General features: G+C 67.8%; 16 protein-coding genes. 7 read left to right on the top strand and 9 right to left on the bottom strand.

Features of this window, described 5'->3' with window-relative positions; translation table 11 throughout:
- Positions 1-77: 77 nt before the first annotated feature.
- Positions 78-644, top strand: coding sequence for an ADP compounds hydrolase NudE (gene nudE / locus AC0KXH_RS18210; RefSeq protein ID WP_041108476.1), 567 nt, complete (start codon positions 78-80; stop codon positions 642-644).
- Positions 641-1,459 (top strand): 3'(2'),5'-bisphosphate nucleotidase CysQ, encoded by an 819-nt coding sequence (cysQ, locus tag AC0KXH_RS18205; protein ID WP_488223822.1) that lies wholly within the window; start codon positions 641-643, stop codon positions 1,457-1,459. The genes nudE and cysQ overlap by 4 nt, the downstream gene beginning before the upstream one ends.
- Positions 1,460-1,463: 4 nt before the next feature.
- Here cysQ and AC0KXH_RS18200 read toward each other — a convergent pair whose 3' ends face one another.
- Together AC0KXH_RS18200 and ilvD are read right to left on the bottom strand one after the other, a co-directional pair.
- On the bottom strand, positions 1,464-2,843 hold the full coding sequence (locus AC0KXH_RS18200; RefSeq protein ID WP_488223821.1) for a nucleobase:cation symporter-2 family protein: 1,380 nt from the start codon (positions 2,841-2,843) through the stop codon (positions 1,464-1,466).
- 114 nt (positions 2,844-2,957) lie between these two features.
- Complete coding sequence (gene ilvD, locus AC0KXH_RS18195) at positions 2,958-4,796, bottom strand: dihydroxy-acid dehydratase (RefSeq protein ID WP_041108470.1); 1,839 nt, start codon at positions 4,794-4,796, stop codon at positions 2,958-2,960.
- Positions 4,797-5,094: 298 nt separating this feature from the next.
- On the opposite strand from ilvD, the gene AC0KXH_RS18190 reads away from it, so the two are divergent.
- Complete coding sequence (locus AC0KXH_RS18190) at positions 5,095-5,415, top strand: hypothetical protein (RefSeq protein ID WP_061339160.1); 321 nt, start codon at positions 5,095-5,097, stop codon at positions 5,413-5,415.
- Between the two features lie 3 nt (positions 5,416-5,418).
- Here AC0KXH_RS18190 and AC0KXH_RS18185 read toward each other — a convergent pair whose 3' ends face one another.
- Together AC0KXH_RS18185 and AC0KXH_RS18180 are read right to left on the bottom strand one after the other, a co-directional pair.
- Entirely contained in the window at positions 5,419-6,615 is a 1,197-nt protein-coding gene (locus AC0KXH_RS18185) for a class I SAM-dependent rRNA methyltransferase (RefSeq protein ID WP_200629456.1), read from the bottom strand.
- Between the two features lie 91 nt (positions 6,616-6,706).
- Positions 6,707-7,243, bottom strand: coding sequence for a type 1 glutamine amidotransferase domain-containing protein (locus tag AC0KXH_RS18180; protein ID WP_061339809.1), 537 nt, complete (start codon positions 7,241-7,243; stop codon positions 6,707-6,709).
- Between the two features lie 130 nt (positions 7,244-7,373).
- Between AC0KXH_RS18180 and AC0KXH_RS18175 the strand changes: the two genes are divergently transcribed.
- The 4 genes from AC0KXH_RS18175 to AC0KXH_RS18160 all read left to right on the top strand — a co-directional run bounded on the left by AC0KXH_RS18175 (position 7,374) and on the right by AC0KXH_RS18160 (position 11,488).
- Positions 7,374-8,240, top strand: a complete 867-nt coding sequence (locus tag AC0KXH_RS18175; protein ID WP_488223820.1) for an HDOD domain-containing protein — start codon at positions 7,374-7,376, stop codon at positions 8,238-8,240.
- Between the two features lie 55 nt (positions 8,241-8,295).
- Positions 8,296-9,108 (top strand): bifunctional DNA-formamidopyrimidine glycosylase/DNA-(apurinic or apyrimidinic site) lyase, encoded by an 813-nt coding sequence (mutM, locus tag AC0KXH_RS18170; RefSeq protein WP_488223819.1) that lies wholly within the window; start codon positions 8,296-8,298, stop codon positions 9,106-9,108.
- Between the two features lie 105 nt (positions 9,109-9,213).
- Positions 9,214-9,555, top strand: coding sequence for a hypothetical protein (locus AC0KXH_RS18165; RefSeq protein ID WP_041108460.1), 342 nt, complete (start codon positions 9,214-9,216; stop codon positions 9,553-9,555).
- 94 nt (positions 9,556-9,649) lie between these two features.
- Positions 9,650-11,488 carry a Na/Pi cotransporter family protein gene (locus tag AC0KXH_RS18160; RefSeq protein ID WP_041108458.1) on the top strand — a complete coding sequence of 613 codons (1,839 nt, stop codon included), beginning with the start codon at positions 9,650-9,652 and terminating at the stop codon, positions 11,486-11,488.
- On the opposite strand, the gene ggt is transcribed toward AC0KXH_RS18160, so the two are convergent.
- From ggt to AC0KXH_RS18135, 5 genes are all read right to left on the bottom strand, one after another.
- Positions 11,472-13,187, bottom strand: a complete 1,716-nt coding sequence (gene ggt, locus AC0KXH_RS18155; RefSeq protein ID WP_488223818.1) for a gamma-glutamyltransferase — start codon at positions 13,185-13,187, stop codon at positions 11,472-11,474. The genes AC0KXH_RS18160 and ggt overlap by 17 nt on opposite strands.
- Positions 13,187-13,438: a YfhL family 4Fe-4S dicluster ferredoxin gene (locus tag AC0KXH_RS18150; RefSeq protein WP_008568547.1), complete on the bottom strand. Its 252-nt coding sequence runs from the start codon at positions 13,436-13,438 to the stop codon at positions 13,187-13,189. The genes ggt and AC0KXH_RS18150 overlap by 1 nt, the downstream gene beginning before the upstream one ends.
- 95 nt (positions 13,439-13,533) lie before the next feature.
- Positions 13,534-14,016, bottom strand: coding sequence for a pantetheine-phosphate adenylyltransferase (gene coaD, locus AC0KXH_RS18145; RefSeq protein ID WP_041108454.1), 483 nt, complete (start codon positions 14,014-14,016; stop codon positions 13,534-13,536).
- 107 nt (positions 14,017-14,123) lie between these two features.
- Positions 14,124-15,710, bottom strand: a complete 1,587-nt coding sequence (locus AC0KXH_RS18140) for a GMC family oxidoreductase (protein WP_488223817.1) — start codon at positions 15,708-15,710, stop codon at positions 14,124-14,126.
- Positions 15,711-15,714: 4 nt separating this feature from the next.
- Positions 15,715-16,254 carry a twin-arginine translocation pathway signal protein gene (locus tag AC0KXH_RS18135; RefSeq protein ID WP_269262730.1) on the bottom strand — a complete coding sequence of 180 codons (540 nt, stop codon included), beginning with the start codon at positions 16,252-16,254 and terminating at the stop codon, positions 15,715-15,717.
- Between the last annotated feature and the right edge of the window lies 1 nt (position 16,255).

Genomic DNA, 16,255 nt, shown 5'->3' with positions numbered 1-16,255 from the left:
CGTTCGCTGGCAAAGCGCTCGCAGCCGCCGCGAAAAAGCCGGGTTATGATAGCCCCTCGCGTTTGCAGGAGTGCCCCATGCGCCAGAAACCCACCGTGCTCGCTCGTGAGATCGTTGCCAGCAGCCGCCTGTTCCGCGTCGAGGAGCTGCAGCTGCGGTTCTCCAACGGCGTGGAGCGCACCTACGAACGCCTGGTCAGCCGGGGTTCGGGCTATGGCGCGGTGATGATCGTCGCCATGGCCGATGCGCGCAGCGTGCTGCTGGTCGAGGAATATTGCGGCGGGACCGACAGCTACGAGCTGTCGCTGCCCAAGGGGCTGATCGAGCCCGGCGAGGATGTGCTCGAGGCGGCCAATCGCGAGCTGAAGGAGGAAGCCGGCTTTGGCGCCCGTCAGCTGGAGTTTCTCGCCGAGCTGTCGCTGTCGCCCGGTTACATGAGCCAGAAGATCCAGGTGGTCCTGGCGCGCGACCTGTATGTGGAGCACCTGCCCGGCGACGAACCGGAGCCGATGCGCGTCGAGCGCTTCGACCTGGCCGAGCTGTCGAGCCTCGTTCAGCACCCGCAGTTCAGCGAGGGGCGTGCGCTGGCCGCGCTGTACCTGGCGCGCGATCTACTGACCCAACGCGGGGAGTTCGCCGCATGAGCCATCCCTATCTGCCTTCGGTCATCGAACTGGTGCGCAAGGCCGGCGATGCGATTCTGCCGCACTGGCGCCGCGAACTCGCGGTTACCGCCAAGGCTGACGACTCGCCGGTGACCGCGGCCGACCTGGCGGCGCACGATGTGCTCGACGAGGGGCTGCGAGCGCTCGATGGCGGCATTCCGGTGCTGTCCGAAGAGGACTGCCAGCTGCCGCTGGCCGAGCGGGCCGGCTGGCAGCGCTGGTGGCTGGTCGATCCGCTGGACGGCACCAAGGAGTTCATTGCCGGCAGTGACGAGTTCACCGTCAACGTGGCGCTGATCGAGCGTGGCGTGGTGCGCTTCGGCGTGGTCGGCATCCCCGCCAGCGGGCGTTGCTACTACGGTGGCGCCGAGTTCGGCGCCTGGCGCAGCGAGGCCGATGGCAGCAGCCAGCCGCTGCGTGTGCGGCAGGCGCCGCATGAGCGCTTCACCCTGGTCGCCAGCCGTCGGCACAGCAGCCCGGCGCAGGAGCACCTGGTCAGCAGCCTGCGCGAGCGCTTCGGTGACCTGGCGCTGGCCAACGTCGGCAGCTCGCTGAAGTTCTGCCTGCTGGCCGAAGGCAAGGCCGACTGCTACCCGCGCCTGGCGCCGACCTCGCAGTGGGACACGGCGGCCGCACAGGGTGTGCTCGAAGGTGCCGGCGGCGAGGTCATCGAGGTCACTGGCGCGCCGCTTCGCTACGCGGCGCGCGAGGGCTACCTGAACCCATCGTTTCTTGCCCTGCCCAAGGGTGTCGACTGGCGTGCGCGCCTGCTGGAGCTGGCGCAGCACGCCTGACCCTTCAGCGGCGTTCGGCGACCGGCGGCGTCTCGGGCAGGAACCAGTTCATCAGCAGGGCGCAGATGCCGCCGGTGGCGACGCCCGACTCCAGTACGTTGCGCAGTGCCGCCGGCAGGTGCGCGAGGAATTCCGGCACCTGGGAAAAGCCCAGGCCCAACGCCAGCGAGACAGCGATGATCAGCAGGGCACGGCGATCGAGCTGTACGCCGGCGAGGATGTTGATGCCGGCGGCGGCCACCGCCCCGAACATCACCAGCGCGGCGCCGCCGAGCACCGGCTCGGGAACGGCCTGCAGCACCCCGGCAACCACCGGGAACAGGCCGAGGATCACCAGCATCGCCGCAATCCACATGCCCACGTAGCGGCTGGCGATGCCGGTCAGCTGGATGATGCCGTTGTTCTGCGCGAACACCGAGCTCGGAAAGGTGTTGAACAGCCCGGCCAGCAGCGAGTTGGCGCCGTTGACCAGCACGCCGCCCTTGATCCGCTGCATCCACAGCGGGCCCTCGACCGGCTGGCGTGACAGCTTGCTGGTGGCGGTGATGTCGCCGATGGCTTCGAGCGAAGTCACCAGATAGATCACCACCATCGGTATGAACAGGCTCCAGGAGAAACTCAGGCCGAAGTGCAGCGGCATCGGTACCTGGAACAGCGCGGCCTGGTGCATGCCGCTGAAGTCCAGCCGGCCCAGCCAGGCGGCCAGCGCGTAACCGATGGCCAGCGCGATGATGATGGCGCAGCTGCGCATCCACACCACCGGCAGCCGGTTGAGAACGACGATGGCGCCGAGCACCACGCCCGAGAGCAGCAGGTTCTCGCCGTTGGCGAAGCTGCCGTCACCCATTGCGGCGAAGCCGCCGCCCATGCTGATCAGCCCGACCTTGATCAGGGTGACGCCGATCATCAGCACCACGATGCCGGTCACCAGCGGGTTGATCAGTCGCTTGACGAACGGCAGCACGCGCGACACGCCCATCTCGACGAAGGAACCGGCGATCACCACACCGAAGATCGCTGCCATCACCGCCTCGACCGGCGTGCCGTCCTTGACCATCAGCACGCCGCCGGCGATCAGCGGGCCGACGAAGTTGAAGCTGGTGCCCTGCACGATCAACAGGCCCGCCCCCAGCGGGCCGAAGCGGCGGCACTGCACAAAGGTGGCGATGCCGGAAATCACCAGCGACATGGAGACGATGATATTGGTGTCGCGTGGCGACACGCCGATGGCCTGACAGATCAGCAGGCCCGGCGTGACGATCGGCACGATGATCGCCAGCAGATGCTGCAGCGCAGCGAGAAAGGCGACCCAGGGCCGCGGTTTGTCGTCCAGGCCAAGGACCAGGTCATGGGTGGCCGGTGCGTCGGAAGTGTGCGCGTTCATGGGGCGGGTCCGGGAAAAAGCCGCGATTCTACCGGCGCGCCGGACGGCCGCACAGCGCCGGCCGAAACGAAACAGCCCGGCGCGAGGCCGGGCTGTTCAGGCAGGACGGCCGGCTCAGCCGTCGAGCAGCGCCTTGTTGCGCACTGCGCCCTTGTCGGCGCTGGTGGCGAGCAGGGCGTAGGCCTTCAGTGCGGTGCTGACCTTGCGTGCGCGCGGCTGCACCGGTTTCCAGCCCTTGTGGTCCTGGTGCAGGCGACGGGCCTTGAGCTGCTCGTCATCGACCAGCAGGTTGATGCTGCGGTTGGGAATGTCGATGAGGATCTTGTCGCCGTCCTCGACCAGGCCGATGGCGCCGCCGGCTGCCGCTTCCGGCGAGACGTGGCCGATCGACAGGCCCGAGGTGCCGCCGGAGAAGCGACCGTCGGTGAGCAGGGCGCACTGCTTGCCCAGGCCCTTGGACTTGAGATACGAGGTCGGGTAGAGCATTTCCTGCATGCCCGGGCCGCCCTTCGGCCCTTCGTAGCGAATGATGACCACGTCGCCCGGCTTCACCTCGTCGGCAAGGATGCCCTTCACCGCGGCGTCCTGACTTTCGTAGATCTTCGCCGTGCCTTCGAAGACGAGAATCGACTCGTCGACGCCGGCGGTCTTCACCACGCAGCCGTCCAGGGCGATGTTGCCGTACAGCACCGCGAGGCCGCCTTCCTGCGAGTAGGCATTGTCGACACTGCGGATGCAGCCCTCGGCGCGGTCGGTATCCAGGCTCGGCCAGCGCGTGCTCTGGCTGAAGGCGACCTGGCTCGGGATGCCGGCCGGGCCGGCCTTGAAGAAGGTATGCACCGCTTCATCGGCGGTCTGGGTGATGTCCCACTCGGCGATGCCTTCTGCCAGGGTCCGGCTGTGCACGGTCGGGACCTGGGTGTTGAGCAGGCCGCCACGGGCCAGTTCGCCGAGGATGGAGAAGATGCCGCCGGCACGGTGCACGTCTTCCATGTGGTACTTCTGGATGTTCGGCGCCACCTTGCACAGCTGCGGCACGCGGCGCGACAGCTGGTCGATGTGGCGCAGGTTGAAGTCGACCTCGGCCTCCTGCGCGGCGGCGAGCAGGTGCAGGATGGTGTTGGTCGAGCCGCCCATGGCGATATCCAGGGTCATGGCGTTCTCGAACGCCGCGAAGCTGGCGATCTCGCGCGGCAGCACGGAGGCATCGCCTTGGCCGTAATAGCGCTGGCACAGCTCGACGATCAGGCGCCCGGCGCGCAGGAACAGCTGCTCGCGGTCGGCGTGGGTGGCCAGCGTGGTGCCGTTGCCCGGCAGCGACAGGCCGAGGGCTTCGGTCAGGCAATTCATCGAGTTGGCGGTGAACATGCCGGAGCAGGAGCCGCAGGTCGGGCAGGCGCTGCGCTCGTATTCGGCAACGGTCTCGTCGGAGCAGGAGTCGTCCGCGGCGGCGACCATGGCATCGACCAGATCCAGGCCGTGGCTGGCCAGCTTGGTCTTGCCCGCTTCCATCGGCCCGCCGGAAACGAACACCACCGGGATGTTCAGGCGCAGGGCGGCCATCAGCATGCCGGGGGTGATCTTGTCGCAGTTGGAGATGCACACCAGTGCATCGGCGCAGTGGGCGTTGACCATGTACTCGACCGAGTCGGCGATGATCTCGCGGCTCGGCAGCGAATAGAGCATGCCGTCGTGGCCCATGGCGATGCCGTCGTCCACGGCGATGGTGTTGAATTCCTTGGCCACGCCGCCGGCCTTCTCGATCTCGCGGGCGACCAGCTGGCCGAGGTCCTTCAGGTGCACGTGGCCGGGCACGAACTGGGTGAAGGAGTTGGCGATGGCGATGATCGGCTTCTTGAAGTCCTCGTCCTTCATGCCGGTGGCGCGCCACAGGGCACGGGCGCCGGCCATGTTGCGGCCGTGGGTGGAGGTTTTCGAGCGGTAGTCAGGCATGACGGTTCCTGCGGCTGATCAGGGGGCGATTAGGGTAGCGTGAGCGCCTCGCGCGCTGCATGCAAACGGCGGTAGCCGTGCGTCTGTCGATGACCGGTCCGCGGGATCACCGCGTGGGCGGCCGGCTCACAAGCACGCCGGGGGATGACTGGCGAAGAGGATCGATTCTACGCCCGGCCCCCCGCCGCGCCAAGGCTGCGCCCGGCGCGTGGCAAAAAGGCGCTGCTCGGGTTGTGTCTTCCGGTGCGTGACTGATGTCACAATGCCATGGCAAGGGATGGCAAGGTGACATAACGGAATGAGCGAACTTCAAGGCGAGCGGCGCAGCCTGCATGCGCTGCGCGAACATATCGATTGCCTGCTGGCCCGCGGCGCGGTGATCAGCAGCCGTGAGCCGCTGCGCCTGCAACTGCACGGGCGCATGCTCTTGGTCGAGCACGGCATGCTGATTGCCGAGCAGGGCGCTCTGGACCTGATCCGCATGCTGGCGACCATGGACTGGGACAGCGGCCAGCGCGACCGCATCATCGACATGTGTCTGAAGCAGCTCGATCAGGCGATCGAGCAGCTCGTGCCGCAGGCGCCCCGCGCGCAGCCGACCCCGGAGCGGGTCGAGTGAAACTCAGCTGTTGGGCAGCAGGCGGCAGGTCAGGCTCTTGATGTAGCGCGTCTCCGGGATCGCCGGATGCACCGGATGGTCCGGCCCCTGAGCGCCACGTTCGAGCAGCTGGATGTTGCGGTCCAGATGCCGCGCCGAGGAGAGCAGGATGTTCTGCAGGTCGTCCTCGGGCAGGTGCATCGAGCAGCTGGCGCTGACCAGGATGCCGTCCTTGGTCAGCAGGCGCATGGCGGTTTCGTTCAGGCGACGATAGGCCGCCTCGCCGTTCTTCAGATCCTTCTTGCGCTTGATGAAGGCGGGCGGGTCGGTGATCACCACATCGAAGCGTTCCTCGGCCGCCTTGAGCTCCTTCATCGCCTCGAAGGCATCGCCCTCGACGCAGGTCATTTTCTCGCTCAGCCCGTTGAGTGCCGCATTGCGCTCGACACCATCGAGGGCAAAGGCCGAGGCGTCGACGCAGAACACTTCGCTGGCACCAAAGGCCGCCGCTTGCACGCCCCAGCCGCCGATGTAGCTGAACAGGTCGAGTACCCGCTTGCCCTTGACGTAGGGCGCCAGGCGCGCGCGGTTCATGCGATGGTCGTAGAACCAGCCGGTCTTCTGCCCGGCCACCACGGGCGCCTCGAATTTCACGCCGTTTTCCTCCAGCGCGACCCACTCGGGCACCACGCCGAAGGCGGTCTGGACGTAGCGCTCCAGGCCCTCGGCATCGCGCGCGCTGGAATCGTTCTTCCACAGCACGCCGCGCGGCTTGAGCACCTGTACCAGTGCTTCGAGCACGGCATCCCTGTTGCGCTCCATGGTCGCCGAGGCGAGCTGTACCACGAGAATGTCGTGGAAGCGGTCGACCACCAGGCCGGGCAGCAGGTCGGCGTCGCCGTACACCAGGCGGTAGCAGGGCACCTCGAACAGCCGTTCGCGCAGGCTCAGGGCTACCTGGATGCGATGCACCAGCAGCGACTTGTCGAGGCTGTGCTTGAGGTCGCGCGACAGCAGGCGCGCGCAGATCAGGTTGTTCGGCGAGACGCCGACGATGCCCAGCGGCTTGCCATTGGCGGCCTCGAGCACAGCCTGGTCGCCGGCGACAAAGGCGCCGAGCGGCGTTGCCGCGGTGTCCACTTCGTTGCTGAAGATCCACAGATGGCCGGCGCGCAGGCGGCGGTCGGCATTGGCTTTGAGGCGCAGGCTGGGCAGGGACATGGGCGGCTCCAGATGAAGGGGCGGGCATTCTAAACGAGCGCAGGCGACTGCGCCGGTCGGAATCGCCGCAGTCGCCTGCTCGCCTCGGCCGCTAGCCGCCGAGCGCCTCGACCAGGGCCTTGCTGAAGGCCGGAATGTCGTCCGGCTTGCGGCTGCTGATCAGGTGCCCGTCGACCACCACCTGCTGGTCGACCCAGTCGGCGCCGGCATTGCGCAGGTCGTCGGCCAGCGAAGGCCAGCTGGTCATGCGCTTGCCGCGCACCAGGTCGGCAGAGATCAGCAGCCAGCCGCCGTGGCAGATCACGGCGATGGGTTTGCTGGCGCGCGCCGCGTCGCGCACCAGCGCCTGGGCCATCTCGTCCATGCGGATATTGTCGGAGTTGACCACGCCGCCGGGCAGCACCAGGGCGTCGTAGTCCTCGGCGCGGACGCGGTCGAAGCTGTTGTCGACCTTGAACTCGTCGGCCGGTGTGGTGTGGTTCCAACCGCGCACCGTGCCGCTCTTGGCCGAAAGGATTTCAGCGCTGGCGCCGGCCTGCTCGAGGGCCTCCTTCGGGCCGGTCATCTCGACCTGCTCGAAGCCGTCGGTCACCAGGATTGCCACGCGTTTGCCTTGCAGTCTGGCCATGTAGTTGCCTCCTCGGTCTTGGAAAAGGACGTTCGCCGATCGCGAGTCACTTGAAATCCGACCGCCTTCTCGGCCAAAGTTCGGCCGATTTTCCGCTGGCACTTTGCCGCCCACCCGCCGAGCTTTTCCGATGCCCGTCGAACTCACCGCCGAACAGATTCGCCATGTCCTGCAGGGCATCAGCGTGCCGCCGCAACCGCAGATCATGGTCGACCTGCAGATGGAACAGGTCATGCCGGTGCCCGACCTGAAGACCATTGCCCGGCTGATCAGCCAGGACCCGGGGCTCTCCGGCTCGCTGCTGAAGATCGTCAATTCGAAGTTCTTCGGGCTGACCAACCGCATCGCCTCGATCCAGCAGGCGGTCAACCTGCTGGGCTGCGACACGGTGATCAACCTGATCAACGCGCAGTCGATCAAGGGGGAAATGACCGATGAGACCATCGTCACCCTGAACCGCTTCTGGGACACCGCGCAGGACGTCGCCATGACCAGCCTGACGCTGGCCAAGCGCATCGGCTACCAGTCGCCGGACGAGGCCTACGCCCTGGGCCTGTTCCACAACTGCGGCATTCCGCTGATGCTCAAGCGCTTCCCGCAGTACATGGCGGTGCTCGAAGAGGCCTATGCCAGCACCGATGCCGAGCAGCGCATCGTCGACATCGAGAACCGCGTGCTGTCGACCAACCACGCGGTGGTCGGCTACTTCACCGCCAAGTCCTGGAACCTGCCGCTGCATCTGTGCGACGCCATCGCCAACCATCACAACGCGCTGTCGCTGTTCGCCGACGACTCGGGGCGCGACGCGCAGCTCAAGACGCTGCTGGCGATCCTCAAGATGGCCGAGCACATCTGTGCCTGCCATCGCGTGCTCGGTGGCCAGGCCGAAGACCATGAGTGGGACAGCATCGCGCATCTGGTCCTCGACTACGTCGGTCTGTCCGAATACGACTTCGAGTGCCTCGAGGAGAGCATCCGCGAGCTGGGCGTCGGCTGACCGCCGCGGCGTTAGCTGCTAAGGTCGCGCCTCTGTATTGCCGTCACCTGCCGTCATGCCCGAACTCCCCGAAGTCGAAACCACCCGTCGCGGCATCGCGCCGCATCTGCTCGGCCAGACGATCGAGCGTGTCGTCGTGCGCGACCGGCGCCTGCGCTGGCCGATTCCCGAGGACCTCGACGTGCGCCTGTCCGGCCAGCGTATCGAGGCGGTGGAGCGGCGCGCCAAATACCTGTTGATCCGCGTACAGAGCGGCACGCTGATCGCCCATCTGGGCATGTCCGGCAGCCTGCGCCTGGTGCCGGCGGAGCTGCCGGCGGCCAAGCACGAGCACGTCGACATCCTGCTCGGTTCGGGGCAGGCGCTGCGCTACACCGACCCGCGTCGCTTCGGTGCGCTGCTCTGGAGCGAGCTGCCGCTCGAGCATCCGCTGCTCGCCAGCCTCGGCCCCGAGCCGCTGGACGAGGGCTTCGATGGCCGCCGGCTGTACGAGCTGTCGCGCGGGCGCAGCATGGCGGTCAAGCCGTTCATCATGGACAACGCCGTGGTGGTCGGTGTCGGCAATATCTATGCGAGCGAGGCATTGTTCGCCGCCGGCATCGATCCGCGGTGCCCGGCAGGCGGCATTTCGCGGGCGCGCTACGAGCGCCTGGCCGCTGAGATCAAGCGCATCCTGGCCATGGCCATCGAGCGCGGCGGCACGACGCTGCGCGACTTCGTCGGCGGCGACGGCAAGCCCGGCTACTTCCAGCAGGAGCTGTTCGTCTACGGACGTGGCGGCGCGTTCTGCAAGCTGTGCGGCAGTACGCTGCGCGAGGTCCGTCTCGGCCAGCGCGCCAGTGTCTACTGCGGTCGCTGCCAGCGCTGACCCGGCAGCGCGTGCATTGACGGTGTTCACGACTAAGGCGCCGTGGCCGCTGCTATAGTGCGGCGACAACGATAACGCCTCGTTTCACAGCTGAAGGACCACATCATGAAACTGTTCCGCTCCACTGCTGCTGTGCTGGCCCTGACCACCGGAATGCTGGCCCTGCCGGCGCACGCCCAGGTGGTCGAGCAGAACAGCACGGCCGACCCGATCTACAACGTCGAGGCGCCCAAGGCCTATTCGATGATCGGCGATCTGGTCATCGCCCGGCCGCTGCTGATCGGCGCCACCGTCATTGGCGCCGGCCTGTTCGTGGTCAGCCTGCCGTTCAGCGCACTGGGCGGCAACGTCGCTGAGGCCGGCCAGGCACTGGTGGTCGAGCCTGGCAAGGCGGCATTCGTGCGCTGCCTGGGTTGCACGCGCAGCGGCTACGGCAACCAAGACTAAAGACCATGCGGCCGGTGGGGGTTGACCCTTCCGGCCGCGGTGACCTTGCAGTAGGCTTTGCCCGCACCGCGATGTGCAAAGCGAAGCTCCCTCCTTGAAGCGATTTCTCAAGATTGTCCTGCCACTGATCGGCGCCCTGGCGCTGTTCTGGTCATTCTGGGCCAGCCATGGCTGGCTCGAACTCTGCGCCGGTCTCGCGCTCTTCCTGTTCGGCATGCAGTGCCTGGAGGAAGGCCTGCGCCAGCTGGCCGGCAGCCGCCTGGAGCAGCTGCTCGGGCGCGCCACCGCGACCCCCTTCAAAGGCCTGATGTTCGGCATCAGCGGCACCATGCTGCTGCAGTCGAGCACCCTGGTGTCGCTGCTGACCATCGCTTTCATCAGCACCGGACTGATCCAGCTGGCCGGCGGCATCGCCATTCTGTTCGGCGCCAACCTGGGCTCGACCAGTGGCATCTGGCTGCTGGCGCTGCTCGGCCACAACCTCAGCCTGAGCCCGCTGGCACTGCCATTGCTGGTGGTCGGCGTGCTCGCCGGGTTCACCGGTGAGCGCGGCAAGGGCATCGGTCGCGTGCTGCTCGGCATTGCCTTCATCTTTCTCGGGATTGATCAGATCAAGGACGGTTTCGCCGGTTTCGGTGGCGCGGCGGACTTTTCCGCGTACCAGGCCGAGGGGCTGGCCGGCCAGCTGGGCTTCGTCGCGGTCGGCCTGCTGGCCACCGTGGTGCTGCAGTCAAGCCACGCCACGCTGATGCTGACGCTCGCCGCACTCGGCGCCGGGCAGCTGACCCTGGGGCCGGCGCTGGCGATCGCCATAGGCGCCAACGTCGGCACGAGCGTGACGACCGCCTTTGTCGGCTCGCTCGGCGGCAACCGCTGTGGTCAGCGCCTGGCGCTGGCGCATGTGATCTTCAATGTGGTGACCGCAGTGGTCGCCCTGGCGCTGCTCGCGCCGCTGACCTGGGTGGTGCACTGGCTGAGCGAGCCGCTGGGCCTGGGTGACAACGCGCTGATTCAGCTGGCGCTGTTCCACACGCTGTTCAATGCCCTGGGCGTCGCCCTGTTCTGGTTCTGGCAGGCACGGCTGGCGCACCTGCTCGAGCGGCTGTTGCCCGAGCGCCGCGAGCCGGCCGTGCTGATTACCGAGTTGGCCCAGCCAGTGGCACCGCCGCAGCAGACCCATGCGCGCTACCTCAGCGAGCGGGCCCTGGATTCCGCCGACTCGGCGGCCAGCGCCGTGGCGCAGGAGCTGCAGCACCTGACCCGGCTGAGCCTGGAGGTGATCTGTCATGCGATCTATCTGCCGATCGATCTGCTGCAGCATCCGGAGCGGCTCGACGACGCCCTGCTGGCAGGGCGCCCGAGCGACCAGTCGCTGGATGCCGAACAGCTCTACCAGCGACACATCAAGGGCGTCTACGGCGACCTGCTGGCCTTCATGGGACGGCTGGACACGCCGCTCGACGAGCAGCACCAGAGCTTCTGGCTGAGCAGCCAGGTGGCTGCGCTGCAGTTGGTCGATGCGGTCAAGGACAGCAAGCATCTGCAGAAGAACCTGGGCCACTACCTGCGTGGCGACGAATCGGCGGCACGCCAGGCCTACGTCGAATTGCGTCGCCATCTGCTCCAGGCGCTGCAGGAGATCCGTGCGCTGAGTCGTTCCGAGCTGCCCGAGGAGCGTTGGCGGGAGCGCCTGGCATGGCTGGACGATCAGGCGGCGAGCTTCGATGCGGCATTCCGGCGGCGGTTGTTCGAGGCGGTCCGCAACCACACCCTCGATGGTCTGCAGATGAGCTCGCTGATGAACGACCTGGGTTACGCCAGCCGTATCATCCAGAGTTTGCGCAATGCCCTGATGCTCGGCGATGCGCAGGAACTGACCCGGCAGCTGCGCAGTGTGGAGGCCGACGACGGCCCGGTCATCGTGCAGGCGTAGCCGGCACCGTGAGGGCGCGGCCGATCCCGCGCGGATCGCTGGCCGCCTGAACCGCACCGCTGCGCTTGTCCCAGAACAGCACCTGCTGGTTGCCGTAGTCACGCTCGATCAGGCTCAGCCGATGGCCGCGAGCGCGCAGTGCGGCAATCTGCGACTCGTCGAACGCGTCGGCCTCGTACTGCACCCGGTCCGGCAGGTACTGGTGGTGGAAACGCGGCACCGCCGGCCAAGCCTCGACGGGCCGACCCTCCAGATAAGCAAGCACCGACAGCAGCACCATGCTGGGGATGCGACTGCCGCCAGGCGTGCCGAAGCTGGCCATGGCCGCGTCGCTCTCGATAAAGGTCGGGCTCATGCTCGACAGGGGTCGCTTGCCGCCCGCGATGGCGTTGGCCTGGCTGCCGACGAGGCCATAGGCATTGCTGCCTTCGATGTCTGCGGCAAAGTCGTCCATCTCGTCATTGAGCAGCACGCCGGTGCCGGGCACGGTGAACGCGGCGCCGAACATCATGTTCAGCGACAGGGTGGCGGCCACCGCATTGCCCTCGGCATCCATCACCGCGAAATGGGTGGTGTGCTCGCCTTCGCGCCAGGGCGAGGCGGGCGGCAGCTCGGCGCTCGGCGTGGCCCGGGTGCGGTCGATGCCCGCGGCAAGCCGGTCCAGATAGGACGGAGCGAGCAGCCGGGCGAGCGGCGGTTCGACGAAGTCCGGATCGCCCAGCTCGCCGCGGTCGCGGTAGGCCCGGCGCAGGGCTTCGATGATCAGATGGCTGCGCTCGACGCCATCGCTTGCGCGCCAGTCCAGGCGCTGCAACAGGCCGAGGCTCTGCGCCAGGATCAGCCCACCGGCAGACGGCGGCGGGGCGCCGATCAGCTCGTGGCGCGTATCGATGGCGAAGCGCAGCGGTTCGCGCTCGACGGTGCGGTAGCCGGCCAGATCATCCAGCGTCCAGATGCCGCCGGCGGCGCGCACGCCCTCGACCAGACGCTCGGCGAGTGGGCCGCGGTAGAAACCGTCATGCCCTTTGTCGGCGAGTAGCCGCAGCGTGGCGGCGAGCTCGGGCTGGCGCAGCCGATGACCAAGCGGGGGCAGGTCGCCTGCGTGGAGGAACAGGCGGGCGCTCTCGGCGTCGTCGCGCAGCGCGTCCAGGCGCCAGCCGGCGCGCTGCCGATACACCGAGTCGACCTCGAAGCCGCCTTCGGCGAGCGCGATCGCCGCCGCCAGGCTGCGCTGCAGGGGCAGGCGACCACGGCGCTCGGCGAGCTCGACCAGCGCCGCCGGCGTGCCGGGAATCGCGGCGGCCAGCGGACCGTTGAGCGAGAGTTCGCGGCGCACCTGGCCATCGCGGCGGTAGAGATCGGCGCTCGCCTGCAGGGGTGCGCGTTCGCGGGCATCGAGAAACCGGTAGTGCGGTGGCTCGCCGGCTTCGCGCAGCAGGAAGAAGCCGCCGCCGCCCAGCCCGGAACCGTAGGGCTCGACCACGGCCAGTGCGGCGGTGACGGCCACCGCGGCATCGAAGGCGTTGCCGCCGCTGGCGAGAATGTCGCGGCCGACTTCGCTGGCCAATGGATGCGCCGTGGCCACGGCACCGCGTTCGGGAACTGCGGCCTGCGCCGTGCAGGCCAGCAGGAGGAGGGAAAGGCAGGCACCGGTCAGGTGGCGCAGGGCGCCGCCGCTGAGCCGTGCCGCGCCGACCATCAGGCCTTGCCGGTGATGATCAGGTACTTCTGCATCAGTTCGTCCTTGCTCTCGACGTTGTTCTCGTCGAGCGGAATGCAGTCTACCGGGCACACCTGCTGACACTGCGGCTCGTCGTAGTGGCCGACGCACTCGGTGCACAGGTTGGGGTCGATGACGTAGATTTCCTCGCCCTGGGAAATCGCGCCGTTCGGGCACTCGGGCTCGCAAACGTCGCAGTTGATGCAGTCATCGGTGATTTTCAGGGACATCGAAGCGGACTCCCGCCATGGCTCTTGTCATGGCACAGCAATAGAACGACGCGCAATTGTGCCGCAAGCGCGCCCGCCGTGCACGGGCGCGTCGATCAGCGCTGACCGAAGCGCGTCTTCAGCGCCTGCATCACCACCGGATGCACGAACTTGGAGACGTCGCCCTCGAGCGAGGCGATCTCGCGCACCAGCGTCGAAGAGATGTAGGAGTACTTCTCCGAGGGCGTGAGGAACAGGCTTTCGACGTCGGGGGCGAGCTGGCGGTTCATGTTGGCCAGCTGGAACTCGTACTCGAAGTCCGACACCGCGCGCAGGCCGCGCAACAGCACGTTGGCCTGTTGCTCCTTGACGAAGTGCGCCAGCAGTGTGGAGAAACCCATCACCTCGACGTTCGGCAGGTGGCGAGTGACTTCGCGGGCCAGCTCGACGCGTTGCTCCAGCGGGAACAGCGGATTCTTCTTCGGGTTCGCCGCCACGGCGATGATCACTTGATCGAACAGGCGCGAGGCGCGCTCGACCAGGTCGGCGTGGCCCATGGTGATGGGATCGAAGGTTCCCGGATACAACACTCGGTTCATCGCGGCGTCCTGACGCAGGCGTTGGGGGTGCCGATGGTAGCGGCTGCAAGTCGGCAGCGTAAAGCATCAATCCCCCAGCCGAAAAAAGCGGGTGATCGGCGGCGATTTCACGCTTTGCGCAGGGAATTCGCCAGCGTATCCGCGAACTTGGCGCTGAATGCGTAGATCGACAGCTGCGGGTTGGCACCGATGCTGGTGGGGAATACCGAGCCGTCATGGATCGACAGGTTGGCCAGCTGATGATGCCGGCCAAGGCTGTCGACCACCGCCTGGCGTGGGTCTTCGCCCATGGCGCAGCCGCCCATTACGTGCGCACTGCCGAGCCGCACACGGTAGCGCTCCAGCGGCAGCTGTGCGATCAGCTCGCGCGCCGCCGCGGGGCTCTTGGCGTAGCGGGCGTCGCCGTGCAGCGGCAGCACGGCGCGCGCACCGGCCGCGAACTGGATCTCGGCCATGCTCAGGTAGGCGCGGCGAATACCGTCCCAGAGGTAATCGGTCAGCGGGTAGTCGAGCACCGGCGAGCCGTCGCTGCGCAATTCGACACGGCCGCCGACGCTTTGCGGGTGAAAGCCGTCGCGCAGCAGCGCGATCATGGCGTGGGTGTGCGGCAGTTCGGCCATGCGCCGGGCGTTGTCCTGGCCCAGGCCGCCGAGCAGCGTGGCGGCGAGTGCCGGATGCACCGGCGGCACCTCGAGCTTGTAGCCGATGCCTTCGTCCGGCCAGAGGAAGTGGTCGCTGTGGATCGACTGCGGCGCGCCGTAGAAGGGTTTGATCGGTTCGGCGAAGCGCGCCGCGGAAAAATTCACCAGATGCAGGAAGGTGCGTCTGCCTAGCCGATCATGCGGGTCGGGGGCCGCCGAACGTTTGAGGATCGCCGGGGTATTGATGCCGCCCCCGGCGAGGATGTAGTGACGTGCGTGCACCTCGATGCGCCGGCCGGTGGGCGCCACGCCGCGTTCGTCCAGGGCCAGGCATTGCAGCGCGCGGACCCGCTCGCCGTCGTGCAGCAGGCGCTCGGCGCGGGCGAGGTAGAGCAGCTCGCCGCCGTTGTCGAGCAGCGCCGGGATGCTGGTGACCAGCATCGACTGCTTGGCGTTGGTCGGGCAGCCCATGCCGCAGTAGCCGAGGTTCCAGCAGCCACGCACGTTGCGCGGGATCACGCCCCACTCGTAGCCGAGTGCCGCACAGCCGCGACGCAGGACATCGTTGTTCGGGTTGGGTTCGACCGCCCAGGGCGCCACGCCGAGGCGTGCTTCCATCCGCGCGAACAGCGGCGCCATGGCTTCGGCCGAGTGACCGGAGACGGCATGCTCGCGCGCCCAGTGGGCGAGCGTCTGCGGCGGCGTACGAAAGCTCGAGGTCCAGTTGACCAGCGTGGTGCCGCCGACCGCACGCCCCTGCAGGATGGTGATGGCGCCGTCCTTGCTCTGCCGGCCCAGGCCTTCCTGGTACAGGTTGCGGTAGGCGGTGGTCTCCTGCATGTCGAAGTCGCGGCTGCTGCGCAGCGGGCCTTCCTCGATCAGCAGCACGCGCAGGCCCGCGGCACTGAGCAGCTCTGCGCTGGTCGCACCACCGGCACCGCTGCCGACGATGACGACGTCGGCTTCGAGTGTCAGGTCCTGTTCGAGCCGGGCACCGTTGCGGGTCTTCCAGCCGCGGGCCAGGCCCTCGGCGAAGGGGTCGGGAAGGCTCATGGGCTCAGGCTCCAAGCGTGGGTGGGCCGGGGTAGCCGCAGTGCGCCCAGGCTTCGCGGCGGCCGTACCAGCCCATCTGGATCAGCTGCAGCAGGGTCGCCTGGCCCTGACGCAGTAGATCGAAGTGGCTGGTACGCCAGCGCTCGAGAAAGGTGAGCAGCTGCGCGTCGCTGGCATCTTCCCAGCGCCCCCAGATGCCGGTGGCCGGGCCGCGGGTGATGGGCAGGGCGAGCAGATCGAACAGCTGCCGAACCTGCGTCAGCAGCGCTGGCGAGAGGTGCGCCAGATTGCCGTCGAGTTCCTCCAGCGTGCCCTCGACCGCGCCGGCCAGTGCCGGTGGCGCGACGCTGCCGGCGAGCACCACCTCGGCGAGGCGACGCAGCAGCGGCAGATCGCCCTCGCGCAATGTCGCGAACCCCGCGCCGGCCGGCGCCTCGCCGATACCCTGCAGGCCGGCCAGCAGGCCGACCCCGCCGAGCACCAGGCTGCCGCCCAGGCCCAGCTTGAGTAGTCGCCGGCGCGTCAGGGTCGGGGCTGGATTCATC

The sequence above is a fragment of the Stutzerimonas sp. CXK-1 genome (assembly GCF_057738225.1).
This window is presented reverse-complemented; position numbering and strand designations above follow the sequence as displayed.

What these genes read in the sequence shown, in the direction of transcription:
- AC0KXH_RS18150 (WP_008568547.1), bottom strand. Translation starts at nt 13,438, where the DNA reads ATGTCCCTGAAAATCACCGATGACTGCATCAACTGCGACGTTTGCGAG.
- AC0KXH_RS18200 (WP_488223821.1), bottom strand. Translation starts at nt 2,843, where the DNA reads ATGAACGCGCACACTTCCGACGCACCGGCCACCCATGACCTGGTCCTT.
- AC0KXH_RS18185 (WP_200629456.1), bottom strand. Translation starts at nt 6,615, where the DNA reads ATGTCCCTGCCCAGCCTGCGCCTCAAAGCCAATGCCGACCGCCGCCTG.
- nudE (WP_041108476.1), top strand. Translation starts at nt 78, where the DNA reads ATGCGCCAGAAACCCACCGTGCTCGCTCGTGAGATCGTTGCCAGCAGC.
- AC0KXH_RS18175 (WP_488223820.1), top strand. Translation starts at nt 7,374, where the DNA reads ATGCCCGTCGAACTCACCGCCGAACAGATTCGCCATGTCCTGCAGGGC.
- ilvD (WP_041108470.1), bottom strand. Translation starts at nt 4,796, where the DNA reads ATGCCTGACTACCGCTCGAAAACCTCCACCCACGGCCGCAACATGGCC.
- AC0KXH_RS18135 (WP_269262730.1), bottom strand. Translation starts at nt 16,254, where the DNA reads ATGAATCCAGCCCCGACCCTGACGCGCCGGCGACTACTCAAGCTGGGC.
- AC0KXH_RS18190 (WP_061339160.1), top strand. Translation starts at nt 5,095, where the DNA reads ATGAGCGAACTTCAAGGCGAGCGGCGCAGCCTGCATGCGCTGCGCGAA.
- AC0KXH_RS18140 (WP_488223817.1), bottom strand. Translation starts at nt 15,710, where the DNA reads ATGAGCCTTCCCGACCCCTTCGCCGAGGGCCTGGCCCGCGGCTGGAAG.
- ggt (WP_488223818.1), bottom strand. Translation starts at nt 13,187, where the DNA reads ATGGTCGGCGCGGCACGGCTCAGCGGCGGCGCCCTGCGCCACCTGACC.
- AC0KXH_RS18180 (WP_061339809.1), bottom strand. Translation starts at nt 7,243, where the DNA reads ATGGCCAGACTGCAAGGCAAACGCGTGGCAATCCTGGTGACCGACGGC.
- cysQ (WP_488223822.1), top strand. Translation starts at nt 641, where the DNA reads ATGAGCCATCCCTATCTGCCTTCGGTCATCGAACTGGTGCGCAAGGCC.
- AC0KXH_RS18165 (WP_041108460.1), top strand. Translation starts at nt 9,214, where the DNA reads ATGAAACTGTTCCGCTCCACTGCTGCTGTGCTGGCCCTGACCACCGGA.
- coaD (WP_041108454.1), bottom strand. Translation starts at nt 14,016, where the DNA reads ATGAACCGAGTGTTGTATCCGGGAACCTTCGATCCCATCACCATGGGC.
- mutM (WP_488223819.1), top strand. Translation starts at nt 8,296, where the DNA reads ATGCCCGAACTCCCCGAAGTCGAAACCACCCGTCGCGGCATCGCGCCG.